At 72.2% G+C, this 20757-nt stretch carries 16 protein-coding genes and 1 pseudogene; 10 read left to right on the forward strand and 7 right to left on the reverse strand.

What is annotated here, in order from left to right; genetic code table 11:
- Positions 1-36: 36 nt before the first annotated feature.
- Positions 37-1275 (reverse strand): LCP family protein, encoded by a 1239-nt coding sequence (locus ABT254_RS41925; protein WP_351482764.1) that lies wholly within the window; start codon positions 1273-1275, stop codon positions 37-39.
- Between the two features lie 214 nt (positions 1276-1489).
- Positions 1490-2245: a TIGR03089 family protein gene (locus ABT254_RS41930; protein WP_351482766.1), complete on the reverse strand. Its 756-nt coding sequence runs from the start codon at positions 2243-2245 to the stop codon at positions 1490-1492.
- Positions 2246-2374: 129 nt separating this feature from the next.
- Between ABT254_RS41930 and ABT254_RS41935 the strand changes: the two genes are divergently transcribed.
- Complete coding sequence (locus tag ABT254_RS41935; protein ID WP_351482768.1) at positions 2375-3847, forward strand: peptidoglycan recognition protein family protein; 1473 nt, start codon at positions 2375-2377, stop codon at positions 3845-3847.
- A 174-nt stretch (positions 3848-4021) separates the two neighbouring features.
- On the forward strand, positions 4022-5104 hold the full coding sequence (manB, locus tag ABT254_RS41940; protein WP_351482770.1) for a mannose-1-phosphate guanylyltransferase: 1083 nt from the start codon (positions 4022-4024) through the stop codon (positions 5102-5104).
- 134 nt (positions 5105-5238) lie between these two features.
- On the opposite strand, the gene ABT254_RS41945 is transcribed toward manB, so the two are convergent.
- The 4 genes from ABT254_RS41945 to ABT254_RS41960 form a co-directional block, all read right to left on the reverse strand.
- On the reverse strand, positions 5239-6249 hold the full coding sequence (locus ABT254_RS41945; RefSeq protein ID WP_351482772.1) for a DNA-3-methyladenine glycosylase family protein: 1011 nt from the start codon (positions 6247-6249) through the stop codon (positions 5239-5241).
- A gap of 195 nt (positions 6250-6444) precedes the next feature.
- Positions 6445-7767, reverse strand: coding sequence for a coenzyme F420-0:L-glutamate ligase (locus tag ABT254_RS41950; protein WP_351482808.1), 1323 nt, complete (start codon positions 7765-7767; stop codon positions 6445-6447).
- An 8-nt stretch (positions 7768-7775) separates the two neighbouring features.
- A complete protein-coding gene (gene cofD, locus ABT254_RS41955) occupies positions 7776-8735 on the reverse strand; it encodes a 2-phospho-L-lactate transferase (RefSeq protein WP_351482774.1) in 960 nt (319 codons plus the stop codon).
- A gap of 33 nt (positions 8736-8768) precedes the next feature.
- Positions 8769-9281, reverse strand: a complete 513-nt coding sequence (locus tag ABT254_RS41960; protein ID WP_351482776.1) for a cysteine dioxygenase — start codon at positions 9279-9281, stop codon at positions 8769-8771.
- A 638-nt stretch (positions 9282-9919) separates the two neighbouring features.
- On the opposite strand from ABT254_RS41960, the gene ABT254_RS41965 reads away from it, so the two are divergent.
- The 3 genes from ABT254_RS41965 (at position 9920) to ABT254_RS41975 (ending at position 15563) form a co-directional block, all read left to right on the forward strand.
- Positions 9920-10183, forward strand: coding sequence for a WhiB family transcriptional regulator (locus ABT254_RS41965; protein WP_010986447.1), 264 nt, complete (start codon positions 9920-9922; stop codon positions 10181-10183).
- A gap of 185 nt (positions 10184-10368) precedes the next feature.
- A complete protein-coding gene (locus ABT254_RS41970; RefSeq protein ID WP_351482778.1) occupies positions 10369-14022 on the forward strand; it encodes a glycosyltransferase in 3654 nt (1217 codons plus the stop codon).
- Positions 14019-15563: a DUF5719 family protein gene (locus ABT254_RS41975; RefSeq protein ID WP_351482780.1), complete on the forward strand. Its 1545-nt coding sequence runs from the start codon at positions 14019-14021 to the stop codon at positions 15561-15563. Before ABT254_RS41970 ends, ABT254_RS41975 begins: the two co-directional genes overlap by 4 nt.
- A gap of 65 nt (positions 15564-15628) precedes the next feature.
- Here the strand turns inward: ABT254_RS41975 and ABT254_RS41980 are convergent, their stop codons facing one another.
- Positions 15629-16078 carry a metallopeptidase family protein gene (locus ABT254_RS41980; RefSeq protein ID WP_344402334.1) on the reverse strand — a complete coding sequence of 150 codons (450 nt, stop codon included), beginning with the start codon at positions 16076-16078 and terminating at the stop codon, positions 15629-15631.
- Between the two features lie 343 nt (positions 16079-16421).
- Here ABT254_RS41980 and ABT254_RS41985 point away from each other — a divergent pair, with 343 nt between their 5' ends.
- The 5 genes and pseudogenes from ABT254_RS41985 to ABT254_RS42005 all read left to right on the forward strand — a co-directional run bounded on the left by ABT254_RS41985 (position 16422) and on the right by ABT254_RS42005 (position 20710).
- The gene (locus ABT254_RS41985; protein WP_030941657.1) at positions 16422-16799 is read left to right on the forward strand and encodes a DUF3499 domain-containing protein; all 378 of its coding nucleotides are present in this window, start codon (positions 16422-16424) and stop codon (positions 16797-16799) included.
- 43 nt (positions 16800-16842) lie between these two features.
- A pseudogene (locus ABT254_RS41990) lies at positions 16843-17353 on the forward strand (L-lactate permease); the annotation flags it as partial.
- Between the two features lie 159 nt (positions 17354-17512).
- Entirely contained in the window at positions 17513-18877 is a 1365-nt protein-coding gene (locus ABT254_RS41995) for a phosphomannomutase/phosphoglucomutase (RefSeq protein ID WP_351482783.1), read from the forward strand.
- A 379-nt stretch (positions 18878-19256) separates the two neighbouring features.
- Positions 19257-19442 carry a Trm112 family protein gene (locus ABT254_RS42000; protein ID WP_351482784.1) on the forward strand — a complete coding sequence of 62 codons (186 nt, stop codon included), beginning with the start codon at positions 19257-19259 and terminating at the stop codon, positions 19440-19442.
- Positions 19443-19579: 137 nt separating this feature from the next.
- The gene (locus ABT254_RS42005; RefSeq protein WP_351482786.1) at positions 19580-20710 is read left to right on the forward strand and encodes an SIS domain-containing protein; all 1131 of its coding nucleotides are present in this window, start codon (positions 19580-19582) and stop codon (positions 20708-20710) included.
- Positions 20711-20757 lie beyond the last annotated feature (47 nt).

Raw genomic sequence — 20757 nt, forward strand, 5'->3', positions numbered from 1 at the left:
TTCTTGGGACGGTTGTTCGTCGCGTTGATGCTCGCCCTAGCCGCAGCCGTCCTCGTCGGCGGTGTTCCCGCGGAACGTCGGCGCGGGCGAACTGGAGGCCGGGGCCTCGCCGTACCGCATTCCGCCCGACTTCTCGTCGCCGTGCCGATACGGACCGTAGTCGTGCGACTGCTCATACGAATCCACACCCGAATATCCGTACGAGTTTCCCTCGCTACTCGTGGTCGAATTACGGCTTTTTGAGTCGGAATCCCGTGGAACTTCCGTCGTGACCGCCAACGGCTCGTCCCTGCGCACCCGTTCGAACAACTTCTCCGCCTCCGGCTCCACGAGCTGGTCGCGATTGGCGTCGTAGACGTACGACTCCCGCGGAACCGTGAGGAATTGCACCGCTCTCGTGGGGATGTCGCGCAGCCCGCGCACGAGTTGATACAGCCCGCGCAGGCTCGCCAGCCCCGGGTCGGTGGTGAGGGACGAGGTGGCGGCGTCCAGCACGGGATACAGCTTCACCGGGTTCAGCAGTACGTCGTTGCTCTGGACCTTGTTGACGAGCGCTCCGAGGAAGCGCTGCTGACGGTCCATCCGGTCGGTGTCACTGCCGTCGCCGAGGGACTTGCGGGCGCGCACGTACCCGAGGGCCTGCTCGCCGTCGAGCGTGACCCGCCCCGCGGGCAGCTTCAGCTTGGCGGCCTTGTCGTCGATCGGCTTCTTCAGGCACACCTGGACCCCGTCGACCGCGTCGACCATCTCCTTGAAGCCATGGAAGTCGACCACGATGTGGTGGTCGACGCGGATGTCGGTCAGCTTCTCCACGGTCCGGATGGTGCAGGCCGAACCGCCCGTCTCGAAGGCCGAGTTGAACATCGCGAACATGGGCTCGGAGCGCTCCCCGTCGGACCGCAGACAGGCGGGGATGTCCACCATCAGGTCACGGGGGAGCGAGACCGCGGTGGCGGCGTGCCGCCCCGCGGAGAGATGCAGCAGGATCGTCGTGTCGGACCGCTCGGTCCCCGAGTCCCGCCCGTACCGTGCGTTCCCGTCCCCGGCCCGCGTGTCCGACCCGATCAGCAGGATGTTCTGCGCGCCCTTGACGAGCGAGGTGGGCCGCTCCTTCTCGTACCGGGCGAGCTCCCGGGCGGCCGCGTCGTCGGCCCTGATGTTCCCGTCCAGCTTGGCGTACACCACCAGCCCGCCCGCGACGGCCCCCGCCACCACGACACCGACCGCAAGCCCCCCGAACCGCACCCACCGCCGCCGCCGACCTCCCAGGGCCATGCTCCACCCCCTCACGGCGTACGAGCGTGCACTTGAAAGTGCAGTTCCTACGACCATGGCCTGGAGGGGGTGGCGAGGTCGTGCGGTGCTGGCCCAGGTGGGTGACAGCAGCGGCCTTTATGGGACGCGGGGCTGTGTCGATGTGCGGCTCCGCCGCGTGGGCGCGATCAACCCCCACTGGCCCGCACGCGCGAACAACCGCCACCACCCCCGCTCAGCGGCGCACAACACTCACCCGCTCACTCTCGACCCGCTTGGCCAGCGCCTCTTCCCCCAGCTGCTCCAGATGCCGGCACAACACCACCGACCCCCCGCCGGCAAGCGGCCCGTACAGCCCGGCGTTCAGCCCCTCCCAGGTGTCGTACGGCAACCCGGACAGAATCCGTGACCCCGGCCCGGTGAGGCCCAGCCCCGCCGCCTCCGCCCGAGCCCGCTCGACCACCTCCGCCGCGCTGAACTCCCGCCCGGCCACGATCAGCCCGGCCTCGTCGGGATCCACCGCCGCGAACGGCACGAACCGGTCCCCCTGGCCGGGCACCTCCACGGCGTAGTCGACGAAGCCGTCCGGCACCTGCGGGAAGCGGCCGCCGAGGGGCCGCAGGGCGAGAGCGACCCGCTCCCCCCGGCAGGCCCGCGCGGCGGACAGCGTGTCCGGCCCGCTCACCACCACGTCGGCCGTCGCCGGATCCCCGCCGACATCGGCGACCGCCCCCACCGACGCACACGCCAGCAGCCACACCGCGGTCTGCCAGTGCGCGGGCAGCAGTAGCGCGACCCGGTCGCCGGGGGCCGCGGAGAGGTCGCCCTGGAGGAGATTGGCGGTCTTGGCCACCCAATTGGCGAAGGTGGCCACAGAGAGTTCGACACGTTCGCCCGTGGCGTCGTCGTAGAAGGTCACCAGGGGGCGTCCGGGGTCCGCGGCGAGCGCGGAACGCAGCAGGTCGGCAGGGGTGCGGTCGGTGGCGTTCACCCGCGCAAGGGTACGCGGACGACCGCCCGCGCACCCCTCGGTGGGGCCACCGGTTCGGAGGAACGAAAACCGACGGCCCGTCAATTCCGGTATGGACAGATATGTATGAATATGTTCAAGATCAGGGGCATGCGTGGATTCCTTGCCTCCTCGATCGCCTCCTCGATCGGCGTCGCCTGCGCGGCCGCCCTAGCCCTTCCGCTGACCCTGCCGGTCCCCGAGGCGACGGCGAGGGCCGCGCTCGGCGGCGCAGGATCCGCGCCGGGGCCCGCCCGGCCCGACGTCCGCGGCAGCACCCAGTCGCTGCCCCTCGCCCCGCTGACCCCCCTCACCCGCGCCCTCGGCTCCACGGCCTCCACGGCCCTGGCGGAGCAGGGCCTGCCCCGGCGGGACGTACGGCGCTTCTCGATGGTCGGCGTCATCTGGGACAACCCGAACACCGAACTGCACGGCCAGGTCCAGGTCCGCACCCGCGCGACCGGCAACGGCGTCTGGTCCGGCTGGCGCAGCCTGGAGACGCACAACGACGACGCGCCGGACGCCGGCACCGCCGAGCGCACCTCGGGTCGCGTCCGCGGCTCCACCGCACCGCTGTGGGTGGGCGACTCGGACGCGGTGGAGGTCCGGGTCCGGGCCGAGGGCGGACGCCGTACCGAGGAGCATGCCCCGCGCACCCGCGCCGTCCCGGCACCGGCCGCCCTCCCGTCGGGCCTGCGTCTGGAACTCGTCGACCCGGGCGACCCCGACGACGGCGGCGACGAGGCCCCGATGCGCGGTACGGCGCCGATCGTGCCGCACGGCAGCCAGGCCGGGCCCCCCGGTGCCGGGAGCGGCAACACCGAGTCGGCGGAGGCCCTGGCCTCGTCCACCGCCAACGCCGATCTCGTCCCGCTCGGCGCCACCGTGATCCCCGCGCTGAGCAAGTCCGCGACCGTGCGGGAGATGCGGACGCTGCGCGGGCACGAGCTGACGGAGAGTCAGCGCAAGAAGCCGCACATCGGCCCCCGCCCGCGCATCGTCACCAGACGGGGCTGGGGTGCGGACGAGGACCTGCGCGAGAGGGGGTTCGCCTACACGAAGAAGGTCAAGGCGGCGTTCGTGCACCACACGTCGTCCGGCAACACCTACCGCTGTTCGCAGGCCTCCTCCGTCATCCGTGCCATCTACCGCTACCACGTTGTGAGCATGGGCTGGCGCGACATCGGCTACAACTTCCTCGTCGACAAGTGCGGAACCATCTACGAGGGCCGCGCCGGGGGAGTGGCGAAGGCGGTCAGGGGCGCCCACACCCTCGGTTTCAACAACAACAGCATGGGCATCGCCGTCATCGGCAACTTCAGCAAGAGCAAGCCGCCCGCGGTCGTCCTGAAGGCCATCGCCCGGCTCACCGCCTGGAAACTGGGCCTCTACGGTGCCAATCCACGAGGAAAGACATATCTGAAGTCGAGCGGTGGCAATCTCTACCGAAAGGGTAAGAACGTCCGAATGAATGTGATCTCCGGCCACCGTGACGGCTACCCCACGGCGTGCCCGGGCTGGCAGCTCTACCGAAAGCTCGGCACGATCCGCTCCACCGCCGCGCACTACCAGGGCCGACGCTGAGCGACAGCCGGACCTCGCAAGGGAGTTGGGCACGGAGGCGCGTTTCACACCACGGGGGCACCGGATGGAACCGCGGAACGCCGCACGGCCGTCGAAATCGCCACACGACGGTCTGCATAAACTGGCCGGCCGAAAGACAGTTCGGCCGGTCCCGGCAGGAAGCAGAGACGACAGGTGACAGAAGCGATCCTCCTGGTCGGCGGTAAGGGCACTCGGTTGCGGCCGCTCACGGTCCACACACCGAAGCCCATGGTCCGTGCGGCCGGCGTCCCGTTCCTCACCCACCAGCTGGCGAGAGCCAGAGCGGCGGGTGTCGACCACATCGTCCTGGCCACGTCCTATCTGGCCGAGGTCTTCGAGCCGTACTTCGGCGACGGCTCGTCCCTGGGCCTGCACATCGAGTACGTGACGGAGGAGGAGCCCCTCGGTACGGGCGGCGCCATCCGCAACGTCGCGTCCCGCCTGCACTCCGGCCCCGACGACCCGGTCCTCGTCTTCAACGGCGACATCCTCACCGGCCTGAACATCCGCGCCCTGGTCGACACCCACCAGAAGACGGGCGCCGACGTCTCCCTCCACCTCACCAAGGTCACGGACCCGCGCGCCTACGGCCTGGTCCCCACCGACGAGACCGGCAGGGTCCTCGCCTTCCTGGAGAAGCCGCAGACCCCCGAGGAGATCGTCACCGACCAGATCAACGCGGGCGCGTACGTCTTCCGCCGCTCGGTCATCGACACGATCCCCGCGGGCCGCCCGGTCTCGGTCGAACGCGAGACCTTCCCCGACCTCCTCGCGGCCGGGGCCCATCTGCAGGGCATGGTCGACTCGACGTACTGGCTGGACCTCGGCACCCCGGCGGCCTTCGTCCGCGGCTCCGCCGACCTCGTCCTGGGCCGGGCACCGTCCCCGGCCGTCCCCGGCCGCTGTGGCGACCGTCTGATCCTGCCGACGGCGAGGGTCGCCCCGGACGCCAAGCTGACGGGCGGCACGGTGGTGGGCGAGGGCGCGTTCGTGGCGGAGGGCGCGCGGGTCTTCGGCTCGACGATCCTTCCCGGCGCCGTCATCGAACCCGGCGCCGTCATCACCGACTCCCTCATCGGCACCCGAGCCCGCGTCGGGGAACGCTCCGTCCTCACCGGCACGGTCATCGGCGACGGCGCGGTCATCGGCGCCGACAACGAACTACGCGAGGGCGTACGAGTGTGGTGCGACGCCCGAATCCCCTCGGGGTCGGTGCGCTTCTCTTCGGACCAGTAGGCCGGGCGTGCCGTGCTGCAGCCGCCGTCGCCTGCGGGCATTCGTGCCGCCTAGGGCGGCACGGGTGGGCGCAGGCGGCACCCCGCCAACGAGGGCAAGTGCACCCGCCCCGGCCCGCCCCAACTCCGGGCCCCTTACAACCGCCCGATGTCGGTCTTCGGCATCTTCGGCATCCGCCGCGCCGGCGTACGCCCACTCAACAGAATGAACCGCGCGGCCCGATGCCGCTGCCCCGCATAGGGTTCCAACAGCTCCAGCATCGCCGCATCATCAGCATCCCGGTCCCCGGCAAGCGCCCACCCCACGATCCCCGGCAGATGCAGATCCCCCACGGTCACCGCATCCGGCGCCCCATGACTGCGCTGCACGGTCTCCGCCGACGTCCACGGCCCGATCCCCGGCACGACCTCCAACCGCGCCTGCGCGGCCGCCGGCTCCATCCCGACCGCCTCCTCCAGCCGCGCAGCGACCTTCACGGCCCGCAGAATCGTCGACGCCCGCTTGTTGTCGACCCCGGCCCGGTGCCACTCCCACGAGGGAATCAACGCCCAGGTCCGCGGCCCCGGCATCACCCAAAGCCGCCCGCCCGCAGCGGGCCCCGGCGCCGGCTCCCCGTACTTGCGCACCAGCAGCCGCCACGCCCGGTACGCCTCCCCGGTCGTGACCTTCTGCTCCAGAACCGACGGGATCAGCGACTCCAGCACCAGCCCGGTCCGCGTCAGCCGCAGCCCCGGCCGCCGATGCGCCGTGTGCGCCACCAGCCGGTGCCGCGGCACGAACGCATCCGGATCGTCCGCGCCCCCCAGCAGCTCCGGCAACTGCTCCAGCAGCCACTCGGCCCCGGGCCCCCAGGCCTCCCCACGGACCTCACCCCCGCACACGGAGACCCGCAGCGTCCCGGGCCCGCCGGGAGTCAGACTGGCCCGCCACACGGACCCGTCGGGCATGGCCCGGAACGTCGGATCCCCACCACCACGCCGAAGCGGCCCCAGCACAAGCCCAAGATCAAGCGGCCCGTCCGGTACGACGGTCCGCACCCGCCCGGGCGCCACGGCCTGCCGAGGCACACCACCCCGCGCAGTCACGGCAACATGCCCACCGCGCACGGTCGTACGGGTGGGCCGGGGAGAGAACCGTCCTGCCACGGGTGAGTTCCTAGGGTGTCGGGGATTGCCTTACGAGACTAGGCCGTGCATACGAGCGTCGGTGTGCGCTTTCAGGGGCGCGGCACTGTATCAACGTGCGGCTCCGCCGCATGGGCGCGAAACCCCCCTCACCCGCAGGCGCGCCCGAACCCAGAACCCCCCAAGCCGTAGGCACCCGGCGTACCCGGCGGAGCGTCACCGCACCTCGACGAAAGCCTCAGGGTCCCGCTCCGGCCGAGGCCGGGGCTCCTCCGCAGGATGCCCGACCGCCACGGCTCCCATCGGATCCCAGTCCCCGGGCAGCCCCAGAACCTCCCGCACCACATCCCGGCAGAACATCGTCGAAGAAACCCACGCGGACCCCAACCGCTCCCCGGCCAGCGCCACCAAGAAGTTCTGCACCCCCGCCCCCGCGGCGACCACGAACATCTCCCGCTCGGCCCCGTCCCGCCGCGCGTCCCCGTATGTGTGCGACCCGTCCATCACGAGACACGGAACGACCAGGTACGGCGCATTGCGCAGCACGTCCCCCCGCCGCACCCGCTTGGCGATGGACTCCTCGCTCTTCCCGTCCCGCCGCAGATCGGCGATCCAGGCGTCGCGCATGGCGTCCAGCAACCCGGTCCGCGCGTCCTGCGACTCCAGCAGCACGAACCGCCACGGTGTCGTGTGATGCGGCGCCGGCGCGGTCACGGCCGCGGCGACCGCCCGCCGTACGGCACCGGGGTCGACGGGCTCGTCGGTGAAGGCCCGCACGGTACGCCGCTGGGTCACGGCCGTCCTCATCGCCTCGGACGTCCCCAGCCGGAACATGTCGTCGCGCCCGCCGCGCACCATGGCCCGCGCCCCCTCCCCGTCGTCCTCCGCGACCACGTGCGGCAGCCCGCGCACGACGGCGACGGGCAGCCCGGCGGCCTTGCCCTTGACCAGATCGCCGGCGGCGGCCAGTTCGTCCGCCGTCGCCACGACCGTCGCGCTGAGCGGATTGCCGTACGCGTCCGTGCCCCCGCGCAGATCGTCGAGCACGTGCACCCCGGCGGCGCCGATCGCGACATCAGTGAGCCCCGAGCGCCAGGGCCGCCCGAAGGTGTCGGTGACGAGGACCCCGACGTTGACGCCCAGGGCGTCCCGCAGCCCCTCCCGGATCGCCCGGGCGGACGCGTCGGGGTCCTCCGGCAGCAGCAGCACCGTGCCGGACGGGGTGTTGGAGGCGTCGACCCCTGCCGCGGCCATCACCAGCCCCTGCCGGTTCTCGACGATCCGCAGGGCCCCGCGCCGCGCCACGACCCGTACGGTCTCGGCATCGATCGCGGCCTCCCGGTCGCCCGCCTCGACGACCCGTCCCTCCGCCTTGGACACGATCTTCGAGGTGACGAGCAACACGTCCCCGTCGACCAGCCCGGGCTCGGCGGCGGCGATCAGCTTGGCCACGTCGTCCCCCGGCTGTACCTCGGGAATCCCGCCCACGGCCCAGACCCGGTACCCGTCCGCGCCGCGCACGCCCGTGTCCTCGGACATCCCGTCGCTCAAGGCACCCGCACCTCCTCCGCCAGTGCCAGGGCCTCACGGGCCATCCGGGCGGTCGCCTCGATGTCGGTCATCATCAGCGGTACGGCCCGGCACCGGATCCCGGCGGCCTCGACCCGCTCCACGACGCCCGCGTCCACGGTGTCGACGAGCCAGCCGTCGAGCAGCCCCGAGCCGTAGTGCTCGGCCACCGCCGCGGCCGTCGACTCCACGCCGACCGCCGCGAGCACCTTGTCGGCCATGCCCCGCACGGGCGCGTCCCCGACGATGGGGGAGAGGCCGACGACGGGCACCCCGGCCTCGGCGATCGCCTCACGGATGCCGGGCACGGCGAGGATCGTGCCGACGGAGACCACCGGGTTCGAGGGCGGGAACAGCACCACGTCCGCCTCCGCGATCGCTTCCAGCACCCCCGGCGCCGGCTTCGCCTGCTCCGCCCCGACGGGCACGACCGCCTCGGCCGGCACCGAGGCCCGCAGTCGCACCCAGTACTCCTGGAAGTGCACCGCCCTGCGCTCACCGTCGACCTCGACGGCCACATGCGTCTCGACCCGGTCGTCCGTCATGGGGATCAGCCGCACGCCCGGCTTCCACCGGTCGCACAGCGCCTCCGTCACCGCGCTCAGCGGATACCCGGCGCCGATCATCTGCGTCCGCACGATGTGCGTGGCGAAGTCCCGGTCGCCGAGCCCGAACCACTCCGGCCCCACGCCGTACGCCGCGAGCTCCTCCTTGAGATGGAAGGTCTCCTCGGCTCGCCCCCAGCCCTGCTCCTCGTTGATACCGCCGCCGAGCGTGTACATCACCGTGTCGAGGTCCGGGCAGACCTTCAGTCCGAAGAGGTGGATGTCGTCCCCGGTGTTGCCGATGACGGTGATCTCCGCGTCCGGCGCGGCCTGCTTCAGACCGCGCAGGAACCGGGCACCACCGATGCCGCCTGCCAGAACCACAATGCGCATGGGCCAAGTCTTACAGGCGGGTACGACAACGCGTCAGGCGGTTACGACGTCGACCTCGTCGTACGCGGCAGGGGCCGCCGTGCAGGCCGTGTGCATCGGCATCTCCGTCAGCCCCGGGTAGTAGACGTGCAGACTGACCGCCGGCTCCAGCGCGTCGTTGACGACCTCGTGCACATACCCCGGGGCGAACACCCGCTGCGCGCCCGCGCCCAACGCGCGCGTGCCCCGCTCGGTGCGCTCGGTCAGCGTGCCCTCCAGGACGGTCAGCACACCGGAGGAGCGGCCGTGGTCGTGCAGCCCGCTGCCCTGGCCGGGCACCCAGGACAGCAGCCACACCTCGTAGCCCGGCCCCGTGCGCAGCCGGTGGTACCAGCGTGTCGTCGCGTCGTACTCGACGAGGTGCTCCCACTGGGAGCGGTCGGCGGCGATGGACCGGGCCAGGCCCACGAACTCGGCCACGGTGGCCGGGTGCTCGCGCGGCGGCTGCAGCAGGTGCTGGACTTCGAGGATGTCGCCGGCGATCTGGAGGTCGTTGTCGCTGTTCATAGGGGGGTGCGGTTCCTCAGTGAAAGAAGGTCAGAGGGAACGGGAGCCCTGTCACGGACGACGGGGCCACAGCCGGAGCAGGTGGGGCTCAACAGCTGGGACAGCAACAACAGCTACAGCGAGCGCGGGCAGCACCGTGGGACCCGGCGGTGCGGGTCGAGGTGAGCGCCAAGTTCGCGAGCATGCCCACAAGAACAGCGGTTCACACCTTCACTGTCAACTCGACGCCCGGTATGTGGGACATGGTTCACCTCATCCGGTTCATGTCGGAGGCGAAAGGTTTGTGCATGCGTCGCCCGGGACACATGGCGCTCAAACCTCGTTGCGGTCCTGTGATCCGACTGTGATCCGGTTTGCTTCGAGGTGCGCGTGGAACGAGAAGGGATCTGCGGGCGTCCTTCCCCGTACAGGCTCTGCGCGGGGGCGAAGGCCCTTCCGGGCCTCGTCTGCGTGTCAAGGTTTATGCCGATTTGAACACTTTCCGCATGGCCTTGGTTCCGCAGAGTGAATAAGGGGCTCAATAGCAGATCTCGGCTTGACTCGCCCGGAGCAGCACACTTGTAATTTCACTCGTGTCGTTCAGCCGGAATCGGTAACGGCTACATCACGGGGACGCGAAAGACAGACGAGGGGCGCACATGACCGAGCTGGTGCAGCAACTGCTGGTCGACGACGCGGACGAGGAACTCGGCTGGCAGGAGCGCGCGCTGTGCGCCCAGACCGACCCCGAGTCCTTCTTCCCCGAGAAGGGCGGCTCCACCCGTGAGGCCAAGAAGGTCTGCCTGGCCTGTGAAGTCCGCTCCGAGTGCCTCGAATACGCCCTCGCCAACGACGAGCGCTTCGGTATCTGGGGAGGGCTGTCCGAGCGTGAACGACGCCGTCTGAAGAAGGCCGCGATCTGACCCGGCGGCCGACACCCCCGCACAACCGAAACACATTCGAACGGCCCGTCGCAGGTGGGGTTATCCACAGGCGGCGGGCCGCCGTGATGCCCAGCCGATAGTGTGGTCGCTCGTCCGAGACGCCTCGCTGCCCCCACGGGGCACAGACGTCCACCGCAGTCCATCGAACCGGGGCCCGTACCTCGATGTCCGTGCACAGCCACACGGCAGCCCACCAAGACCTCGCTGCCACACCAGAGTTTCCGCGTCACGTGGTGACGGCGGTCGTCGTCTCCCACGACGGCGCCCGCTGGCTGCCCGACGCGCTCGCCGGGCTGCTCGGCCAGGAGCGCCCCGTTCAGTACGTCGTGGCCGCCGACACCGGCAGCGCGGACCACTCCGCCCAGCTGGTCACCGACGCCCTCGGCGCCGACCGCGTGCTGCACCTCGCCCGGCGCACCGGCTTCGGCCAGGCCGTCGAGGAGGCGGAACGCAGCGCACCCGTCCTGACCCCGGAGGAGCTGCCCTATCTGAGGCGGCCCAGCGGCTGGGACCCGGTCACCCGCTCCTGGCGCGACGACGCGTACGACATGCCGGAACTCCCGCACGGCGAACCGGTCCAGTGGCTGTGGCTGCTGCACGACGACTGCGCCCCGGAACCCGACGCCCTGGCCCAGCTGCTGCGCGTCGTGGAGAACGAACTCGAACTCGGCCGTGACGACGTGGCCGTCGTGGGCCCCAAGCTCCGCGGCTGGTACGACCGCCGCCAGCTCCTGGAGGTCGGCGTCACCATCGCCAACTCCGGCCGCCGCTGGACCGGTCTGGACCGCCGCGAACAGGACCAGGGACAGCACGACCACGTCCGGACCGTGCTGTCCGTGTCCACGGCCGGCATGCTCATCCGACGCGACGTCTTCGAACAACTCGGCGGCTTCGACAGCCGGCTGCCGCTGATGCGTGACGACGTCGACCTGTGCTGGCGCGCCACCGCGGCCGGCCACCGCGTCCTCGTCGCCCCCGAGGCGGTCGTACGACACGCCGAGGCCGCCTCCCGCGAGCGCCGCACCGTCGACTGCTCGGGCCGCACCGTCGCTTCCCCGCACAAGGTCGACAAGGCAGGCGCCGTCTACACCCTGCTGGTCAACACGCGTACGGCCGCGCTGCCCTGGGTGCTGGTGCGTCTCGTGCTCGGCACGCTCCTGCGGACCGTCGCCTACCTCGTGGGCAAGGTCCCCGGGCAGGCGGTCGACGAGATCCGCGGTCTGCTGGGCACGCTGCTGCGGCCCGAGCGGATCATCGCCGGACGGCGCCGGCGTGGCCAACCGCAGATCGACAAGGGCGAACTGCGCGCCCTGTTCCCGCCGCCCGGCGCGACCATACGGGCCACCGTCGAACAGGCCGCGGGCGACCTCGTCGGCCGCTCCGACCCCGAGGTGACCTCCGGCGCCGGACGGCACGGCGGCGCGGTCGAGTCCGGGCCCGGCGGCGACGACGCGGACTTCCTGGAGATCGAGCAGTTCGCCCGCCTCAAGCGCATCGGCCGCAAGCCCGGCCCGATGCTCTTCCTGATCCTGCTGTTCGTCTCGCTGGTCGCCTGCCGCGAACTGCTCGGCGGCGGCGCGCTCGCGGGCGGCGCCCTGCTGCCCGCTCCGGCCGACTCCAGTGAGCTCTGGTCGCGCTACCTCGACTCCTGGCACGCCGTGGGCGCCGGCGGCACCCCGTCCGCACCGCCGTACCTGGCGATCGTGGCGATGCTCGCCTCCGTGCTGTTCGGCTCGACCGGGCTCGCGGTCACGGTCCTGCTCGTGTGCTCGGTGCCGCTGGCCGGCGTCACCGCGTACTTCGCCTCCCGCCCGCTCGTCGAGTCGCGTCTGCTGCGCGCCTGGGCCGCCGTCGTCTACGCCTTCCTGCCGGCCGCCACGGGCGCGCTCGCGGGCGGCCGCATCGGCACCGCCGTACTGGCCGTGCTGCTGCCGCTCATCGCGCGCGCGGGCATTGCCGCCGGCGGCCTTGCGAACGCGTCAGGCACGCCGGGCAGTTGGCGCGCCACCTGGGCCTACACACTGCTGCTGACGGTCACCACGGCCTTCACGCCCATCGTGTGGCCCGTCGCGCTGGTTCTCGGCCTCGCGCTGCTCGCCGTGCGGCGCACCGACATCACCGCCCACGGCCTGCGCTTCCTGGCCCAGCTCGGCACGCCCCTGCTGGTCCTCGCCCCCTGGTCGCTGACGCTGCTCCCGTTCGGCTTCTTCAAGCAGGCCGGACTCGACTACGGCCCCTCCGCCGCCTCCGCCTTCGACCTGCTCGGCGTGAGCCCCGGCGGCCCGGGCACGGTCAGCGGGCTGATGCTCATCGGCGTCGTCCTGGCAGCGCTGGCCGCCCTGCTGCGCTCGGAGCGTCAGTTCGGAATCTGGACGGCCTGGGCGGTCGCCCTGGTGGGCCTCGTCTTCGCGGTCCTCTCCAACGGCTCGACCTGGGCCGGCCCGGCCACCCTCGTCTATGGCCTCGCCCTCCTGACCGCCGCCGTCATCGGCGCCGACGGTGCACGCGCGCGCGTGGCCGAGCAGAGTTTCGGCTGGCGCCAGCCGGTGGCCGCACTCATAGCCTTCGCCGCGCTCGCGGGCCCGCTGGTCATCGCCTTCGGTTGGATGATCCGCGGTGCCGACGGACCGGTCGAGCGGCAGGACCCCGTGCAGGTCCCCGCGTTCGTCGCCGAGGAGAGCGGCACCAGCGACCAGGCACGCACGCTCGTGCTCGACAGCGACTCCACGGCCCGCGTCGGCTACACCCTGGTGCGCGGCTCCGGCGGCCGGCTCGGCGACGCCGAGAGCGCCGCGGCCGACGGAGAGAACGCCAGGCTCGACAAGGTCGTCGCCAACCTCGTCGCCGGCTCCGGCGCCGACCAGGCCGACCAGCTCGGCAAGTTCGCCGTCCGCTACGTCCTCGTCCGCAAGGGCGCGCCCCGCGAGGTCACCCGCGTCCTGGACGCCACCCCCGGCCTCTCCCGCCTGAGCCAGCAGGACGGCAGCGCCCTGTGGCGGGTCGACCAGGAGGTCGCGCGCGCCACCATCGTTCCCGCCTCCGGCTCCGGTGCGGCGCAGCCCGTCGCCGCCGGACCCGTCGAGATCCACACCACCGTCCCGTCCGGCTCCGGCAGCCGCCTCCTGCGCCTCGCCGACACCGCCTCCGACGGCTGGACGGCCACCCTGGACGGCAGGCCGCTCACCCGCACCACGGTCGACGGCTGGGCCCAGGGCTTCCAGCTCCCCGCATCCGGCGGCAAGCTGGACGTCACCTACGACGATCCGATCACCCACACCGCCTGGCTCTGGGCGCAGGGCTTCCTGGCCGTCGTCCTCGTCGTCCTGGCGCTGCCCGGCCGGCGCCGCGACGTCGACGACGACCTCCCCGAGGAACCGGCCGTACCCGCCGAGGCCGTCGCGGGTGAGGGCCGCCGGGCCCGCCGTCTGCGCGCCCAGGCGGAGGCCGAGAACGAAGGGGCGGTCCAGAACGAGGAGTTCCCGTCCCCTCCTGCGGAGGAGACACCGGTGGCGGTCCCGCATCAGCAGTCCTACGGCGACTGGGACGCGACGGGCTACCAGGGCGCCGACTACGGCAACTACGGCAACGAGCAGTACCAGGGCACCCAGCAGTACCCGGCGGGCACGTACGACCAGACGTACCAGGCGGACCCGTACCAGGGCGGCCAGTACGACCCGTACGCGTACGGCGGCCCCTCCCAGGGAGCGTACGACCAGACCGCGTACGACCCGTCGTACCAGCAGGGTTACGACCCGACGTACGACCCGGCGCAGCCGCACCCGCACGACCCTGAGCGCCCCGACGGGAGTCAGCAGTGAACCGCACGACCATCTCCCTGATCGCCGGCACGGCCGCGCTCGCCGCCGTCACGGGCTTCGCCTCGCTCACCGCGCCCGGTGCCTCCGGCGCGGGCACCGCCAAGGCGGCCGCCGAACTGCCCGTCGAACGCACGACGTTGCTGTGCCCGCAGCCCAGCACCTCCGACCTCGCCGACACGTCGTACACGTCCTTCACGCCCGTCACCAAGGGCACGGGAAGCGGCGGCACGGCCCAACTGCACTCCGCCACTGAGCAGTCGGCCGACACGGCGGGCGACAGCGGCAAGACGGACGGCAAGGCGAACGGAAAGAAGAGCGGCAAGAAGAAGGCCGGCAAACCGAAGGCCGACAAGCCGGTCCTCACGCCCAAGGAGCCCGGCAAGCCGGTCACGGGCGACACCTCGGGTTCCGACACACCCGCGCTCGTCGGCACCGCCGAGGGCAGGTTCGCGCCCGGCTGGGCGGTCCAGGAGACCACCGAGGTCGCCGCGGGCACCGGGCGCGGCCTCCAGGGCGTCAACTGCACCGCGCCGGACACCGAGTTCTGGTTCCCGGGCGCCAGCACCGATCCCGCCCGCACCGACTACGTCCACCTCACCAACCCGGACGACTCCGCAGCCGTCGTCGACATCGAGCTCTACGGCAAGGACGGCGCCCTCAAGTCGACCGTGGGGGAGGGCATCACCGTCGCACCGCACTCCAGCGACCCGGTCCTGCTGTCCACGCTCACCGACGAGAAGCAGACCAACCTCACCGTGCACGTGAACGTCCGCAGCGGACGCGTGGGCGCCGCGGTACAGGCCCTCGACGACAAGCTCGGTGGCGACTGGCTGGCCGCGTCCACGGACCCGGCGGGCAGCCTCGTCCTGCCCGGCATCCCCAAGGACGCCACCTCCGTGCGCCTGATCGCCTTCACGCCCGGCGACGCGGACGCCGACCTGAAGCTGCGGCTCGCCTCCCCGTCCGGGCAGATCACGCCCGCCGGGAACGAGACGCTGCATGTGAAGGCCGGCATGACCACCGCCGTCGACCTCGGCCCGGTCACCCGCGGCGAGGCCGGGTCCCTGGTCCTCACGCCCACCGACAAGTCCGTGCCGGTGGTCGCCGCGCTGCGCGTCGTACGGGGCAAGGGCGCCAAGCAGGAGACGGCGTTCATCCCGGCCACCAGCCCGGTGGGCACGCGCGCGACGTCCGCCGACAACAGCGGAAAGGGCACCACGCTGTCCCTCGCCGCGCCCACCCGCACCGCTCAGGTGAAGGTCACCGCGTCCGCCGGCAGCGAGGGCGGCACCGCGGTCTCGAAGACGTACACGATCAAGGCCGGCACCACCCAGGACATCGACGCCCCCGTCCCGAGCGGCCTCCAGGGCACCTACGCCCTGACGGTCGAGCCACTGTCCGGCGGCCCGGTCTACGCGGCACGCACCCTGGCGGCGACGGAGGAGGGAGTCCCGGGCTTCACGGTCCAGACCCTGCCGGACGACCGCGGAACGGTGGCGGTACCGGAGGCGGACCAGGACCTGTCGGTGCTGCAGAAGTAGCTGTTGCTGGGGGCGGCAGTCCCGAGCAGGGCCACACCACAGCCGGGTGCCAGGGGAACGCCGGCTCAGTCCTCCCCGTACCGCGGATCCACCGTCTCGGGAGTGAGCCCCAGCAACTCGGCCACCTGCTCGACCACGACCTCGTGCACCAGGGCGGCCCGCTCGTCGCGCCCCTTCGTGCGGATCTCCACCGGCCGCCGATACACGACCACCCGTGCCGGCCGCCCCTCCCGGGAGGGAATCGTGCCGCCCAGCGGCACCGCCTCGTCGCTCCAGGCCTCGGCCGGGCCGTCCAGGCGCGGCACCTCGAGCACGAGGAAGTCGATCTCGGCGAGCTGCGGCCACCGCCGTTCCAGCCGCTCCACGGAGTCCTGCACCAGATCCGCGAACGCCTCGGCCCGGCTCGCGGCGAGCGGCACCTGGGGCGGCGCGATCGGGCCGCGCATGCCCCGGCCGTGGCGATCACGACGGCGGGGCCCGGGGCGGGCGGCACGGTGCGGTACGGGGTTGTCCATCACTGGTGAAGCGTAGTCCCCGCCGGGACCGCGCGCGGTGCCCCACGCGGCCGGCCCGAGCGCCTCGGATCCCCCTGGTGGACCTGTCGCAGGATGACCATTCCAGCCAAGGTTGGGCTCGTTTCCGTATCTCTACGAGACCGACGATCTTGGGGCAATTGACGGTGTTTGTACGGTGTGTTGATCGGGCGAAGAGGCGCGGAATGCCGTGTGAACGTGCGTCCGTGCAGGTCAGCTGGGGGTTCCAGGGGAGGTGTGTGGGGTGTTTCACACTACGACACGGTGGAGTGACCTGGGGGAGAGTCGTCGCGGCCCGCTCAAGAGTGCGGTACCGTCCAACGTCGTGAGCCCTGTACGTCGCTGTTCGCGCACCGCTTGCGGCCGTCCCGCCGTCGCGACGCTGACGTACGTCTACGCCGACTCGACCGCGGTCCTCGGCCCGCTCGCCACCTACGCCGAACCCCACTGCTACGACCTGTGCGCCGAGCACTCCGAGCGCCTCACCGCCCCGCGCGGCTGGGAGGTCGTCCGGCTCCTCGACGGCTCCGCTCCGGCCCGCCCCAGCGGCGACGACCTGGAAGCGCTTGCCAACGCGGTGCGCGAGGCGGCCCGCCCCCAGGAGCGGGCGGCAGGCGCAGGCGGTGGCGGGGCGCGCACGGCGGACCCGATGGAGGTCGCGCGGCGCGGGCATCTGCGGGTACTGCGCTCCCCGGACAACTGAGCCCTGTTCGCCGTCCCCCGTTCCGCCCAGGGGTGCGCATCCATTGACTCTGCTCGGCGGAGTGCGCATGAGGGCGGGCCTGGCAGGGCTTCTGGCAGCCGTTCTGGTGACCTGGCTCGCCCTACCGCATGCCACTCGATCAAACACCCTCCAGCGCCGCCCAGGGCCGGCGCGCTCCTGGAGGCCCTGGCCGGGTTCGGCGCGCTCGTCGACACGGCGCCGGTGGCCTCGGGGCGACGGGTACACCGGTCGTGACGCTCGCGCAGGTGACCGGGCTGCCGCTGGACTCCGTGGCCTCCGTGCTGGGACGTCAAACCTCGCTGCCGGCACTGGTGGTGCCGCTCGTCCTGGTCCGGCTGGTGGACGGGCGGCGCGGCCTGCGCGAGCCCTGGGTGCCCGCCCTGGTGTGCGGAGTCGCCTTCGCCGTCGCCCAGTTCGCCGCCTCCAACCACGTCTCCGCGCAACTCGCCGACATCGGCGCCTTCTTGGCGGGCGCGGGCGCCCTGGTCTCCGTAACGCACGCGCGCGTGCCCGCCATCGAGTCGGTACGCGCGCCCGGGCGACTCCTCCCGGATCCTGCCCCGGTTCTTCCCGGTTTCTCACCCGGCTCCGACCTGAGGTTACGGCTGGGAGTCCACTCGGAGTCCGCGCGGCGCACGGCCAACCGTTACGGGTAGTTTGAGGCGACCGATAGGACTTCAGGAGGGTTGGCCGTGGCTGCTGATCTGTCGCAGATCGTGAAGGCGTACGACGTACGCGGGGTGGTCCCGGACCAGTGGGACGAGTCGCTGGCCGAGCTCTTCGGGGCAGCCTTCGTCCAGGTGACCGGGGCGGACGCGATCGTGATCGGCCACGACATGCGGCCGTCGTCGCCGGGCCTGTCGCGTGCCTTCGCACGCGGGGCGGCCGCACAGGGCGTCGACGTGACCGAGATCGGCCTGTGCTCCACCGACCAGCTGTACTACGCCTCGGGCGCCCTGAACCTGCCGGGCGCGATGTTCACGGCCTCGCACAACCCGGCGCAGTACAACGGCATCAAGCTCTGCCGCGCGGGCGCGGCGCCGGTGGGCCAGGACACGGGCCTGTCCCGGATCCGTGAACTGGCCGAGCAGTGGAGCGAGTCGGGCGCCCCGAAGCCGGCCGGCGAGCCGGGAACCATCACCTCGCGCGACACGTTGTCGGACTACGCGGTCCACCTGCGCTCCCTCGTCGACCTGACCTCCATCCGCCCCCTGAAGGTCGTCGTCGACGCGGGCAACGGCATGGGCGGCCACACCGTCCCCACGGTCTTCGCCGGCCTGCCCCTGACCCTCGTACCCATGTACTTCGAACTCGACGGCACGTTCCCGAACCACGAGGCGAACCCGCTGGACCCGGCGAACCTCGTCGACCTGCAGCAGCGGGTGCGCGAGGAGTCCGCCGACCTGGGCATCGCCTTCGACGGCGACGCGGACCGCTGCTTCGTCGTCGACGAGCACGGCGACCCGGTCTCGCCGTCCGCCATCACCGCCCTGGTGGCCGCGCGCGAGCTGGCGAGGAACGGCGGCAAGGGCGTGATCATCCACAACCTGATCACGTCCTGGTCGGTCCCCGAGGTGGTGCGCGAACACGGCGGCACCCCGGCCCGCACCCGCGTCGGCCACTCCTTCATCAAGGCCGAAATGGCGAAGTCGGGCGCGATCTTCGGCGGCGAGCACTCGGCCCACTACTACTTCAAGGACTTCTGGAACGCCGACACGGGCATGCTGGCCGCCCTCCACGTCCTCGCGGCCCTCGGCGGCCAGGACGGCCCGCTCTCCGCACTGGTCGCCGAGTACGACCGCTACGTCGGCTCCGGCGAGATCAACTCCACGGTCGCCGACCAGGCCGAGCGCCTGGCGGCCATCAAGGCGGCATACGGCGCCCGCGAGGACATCACCCTCGACGAACTCGACGGCCTGACGGTCACCTCCACCGACTGGTGGTTCAACGTCCGCCCGTCCAACACGGAACCCCTCCTCCGCCTGAACGCAGAGGCAAGGGACGAGGCCACCATGACAAAGATCCGCGACGAGGCCCTGTCCATCATCCGAGCCTGACGACACCGAGCAGGCCGGGCACGTCTTTGGCGCTGGTGGGTACTTTCAGCCGGTCCGGTGCCCGAGGTCGTGGTCGCGGTCCCGATCCCCCACCCACCCGCCAGGGCCGCACCTCTTCGGCGCCGGTCGCCACTTTCAGCCCGTCCGGCGTTTGAGGACGAGGCCGTTCAGGCCGATGGGGGTCCAGGGGGCGGAGCCCCCTGGCGGGGCCGAAAGGGGCAGCGCCCCTGGGACGGGACGGGTAGGGGCGGCGGGGGCGATCCCCTCCCACAGCCACCAGACCCGACCCCCGCCCAACCCCGGCACCCCGCCCCCCACGGCGGTACGCTGACCAGGCACATCCGCACACGCACCCGCACGCCCCCGAAGGGACACACCCATGCCGCTCGAAGCCGGCCTCCTGGAGATCCTCGCCTGCCCGGCCTGCCACGCCCCCCTCAAGGAGCAGGAAACCAAGGACCAGGAAACCGAGCTGATCTGCACGGGCAAGGACTGCGGCCTGGCCTACCCCATCCGCGACGGCATCCCCGTCCTGCTCGTCGACGAGGCCCGCCGCCCCGCCTGACGCCGAGCCCCGCCACCCGCGCAAGAAGGCACCCGCAAAGCCACCGCGCGAAAAAGGCACCCGCGCAGAGGCCCCCGCCCCCGCGTACCACCGCGACGCGCACACAAAGAACCCCCGGCGATCGGAGGCTGCCGCCCATGCTCGACGAATCGCTGCTCGACACCCCCGAGGCCCTCTCGGAGGCCGACCGCCGAGGCCTGCTCCGCGGCGCCGCAGAAGCAGGTGCCCGCGTCCGCACGGCCGCCCGGCACGCCGCAGAGGCCGGCGTGAACGACCTCAAGCCCGACGGCCGCCCCCGCGCGGTCCTCATCGCGGGCCCCGGCGCCGCAGCGACCTGCGCCGCAGACCTCCTCGGCACGCTCGCCGGCCCCGGCAGTCCCGTCATCCGCCTCGCCCCCACCGGCGTGGCCCCCGCCGCGGGCGCCCTGCGCTGGGAACTCCCGGGCTGGGCCGGCAGCGTCGACCTGCTTCTGATCACCACCCCCGACGGCACCGAGCCGGGCCTGTCCCTGCTCGCCGACGCGGCCTACCGCCGCGGCTGCACGGTCGTCGCCGTCGCCCCCGCCCGCACCCCGCTCACCGAGGCGGTGGAAGGCGCCCACGGCCTCTTCGTACCGATGGCGACAGCCCCGTACGAGCAGGACGAACAGGAACTCGCCGCCTCCGCCCCCGGCGTCCTGTGGGCGCTGCTCACACCCCTCCTCGCCCTCCTCGACCGCACCGGCCTGGTCACCGCCCCGCCGGAGGCCGTCGAGAAGATCGCCGACCGTCTCGACCACATCGCCGAACGCTGCGGCCCCGCGATCGCGACCTACAGCAACCCCGCCAAGACGCTCGCCGCCGAACTCGCCGACGCGCTGCCCGTCGTATGGACCGAGGGCGTCTCGGCAGGCCCCGCGGGACGGCGTTTCGTGGCCGCCCTCGCCGAACTCTCCGGCCGCCCGGCGGTCGTCGCCGAACTCCCCGAGGCACTCGCCGCCCACAGCGCCCTGCTGGCCGGCCCGCTCGCCGCCAGCGCCGACCCGGACGACTTCTTCCGCGACCGCGTAGAGGAAGCCCCCGCCCTGCACGCGCGCGTGGTGCTGCTCCGCGACCGCCCGATCGAAGGCCTCACCGCCGCACCCGCCGCCCGTGACCTGGCCCTCAGCCACGACACGCCGATCAGCGAACTGGAACCGGAACCCGGCGGCGAACTGGAGACCCTCGCCGAACTGATCGCCATCACGGATTTCGCCGCCGTTTACCTGGCGCTCGCCTCGGGGGCCTGACGTTGACCCGCGCAACCCGCGCTTACTGACCAGCGCCCGCCGAGCGC

Origin of the sequence: Streptomyces sp. NPDC001137 (assembly GCF_040298885.1) — a bacterium.
Classification (GTDB): domain Bacteria; phylum Actinomycetota; class Actinomycetes; order Streptomycetales; family Streptomycetaceae; genus Streptomyces.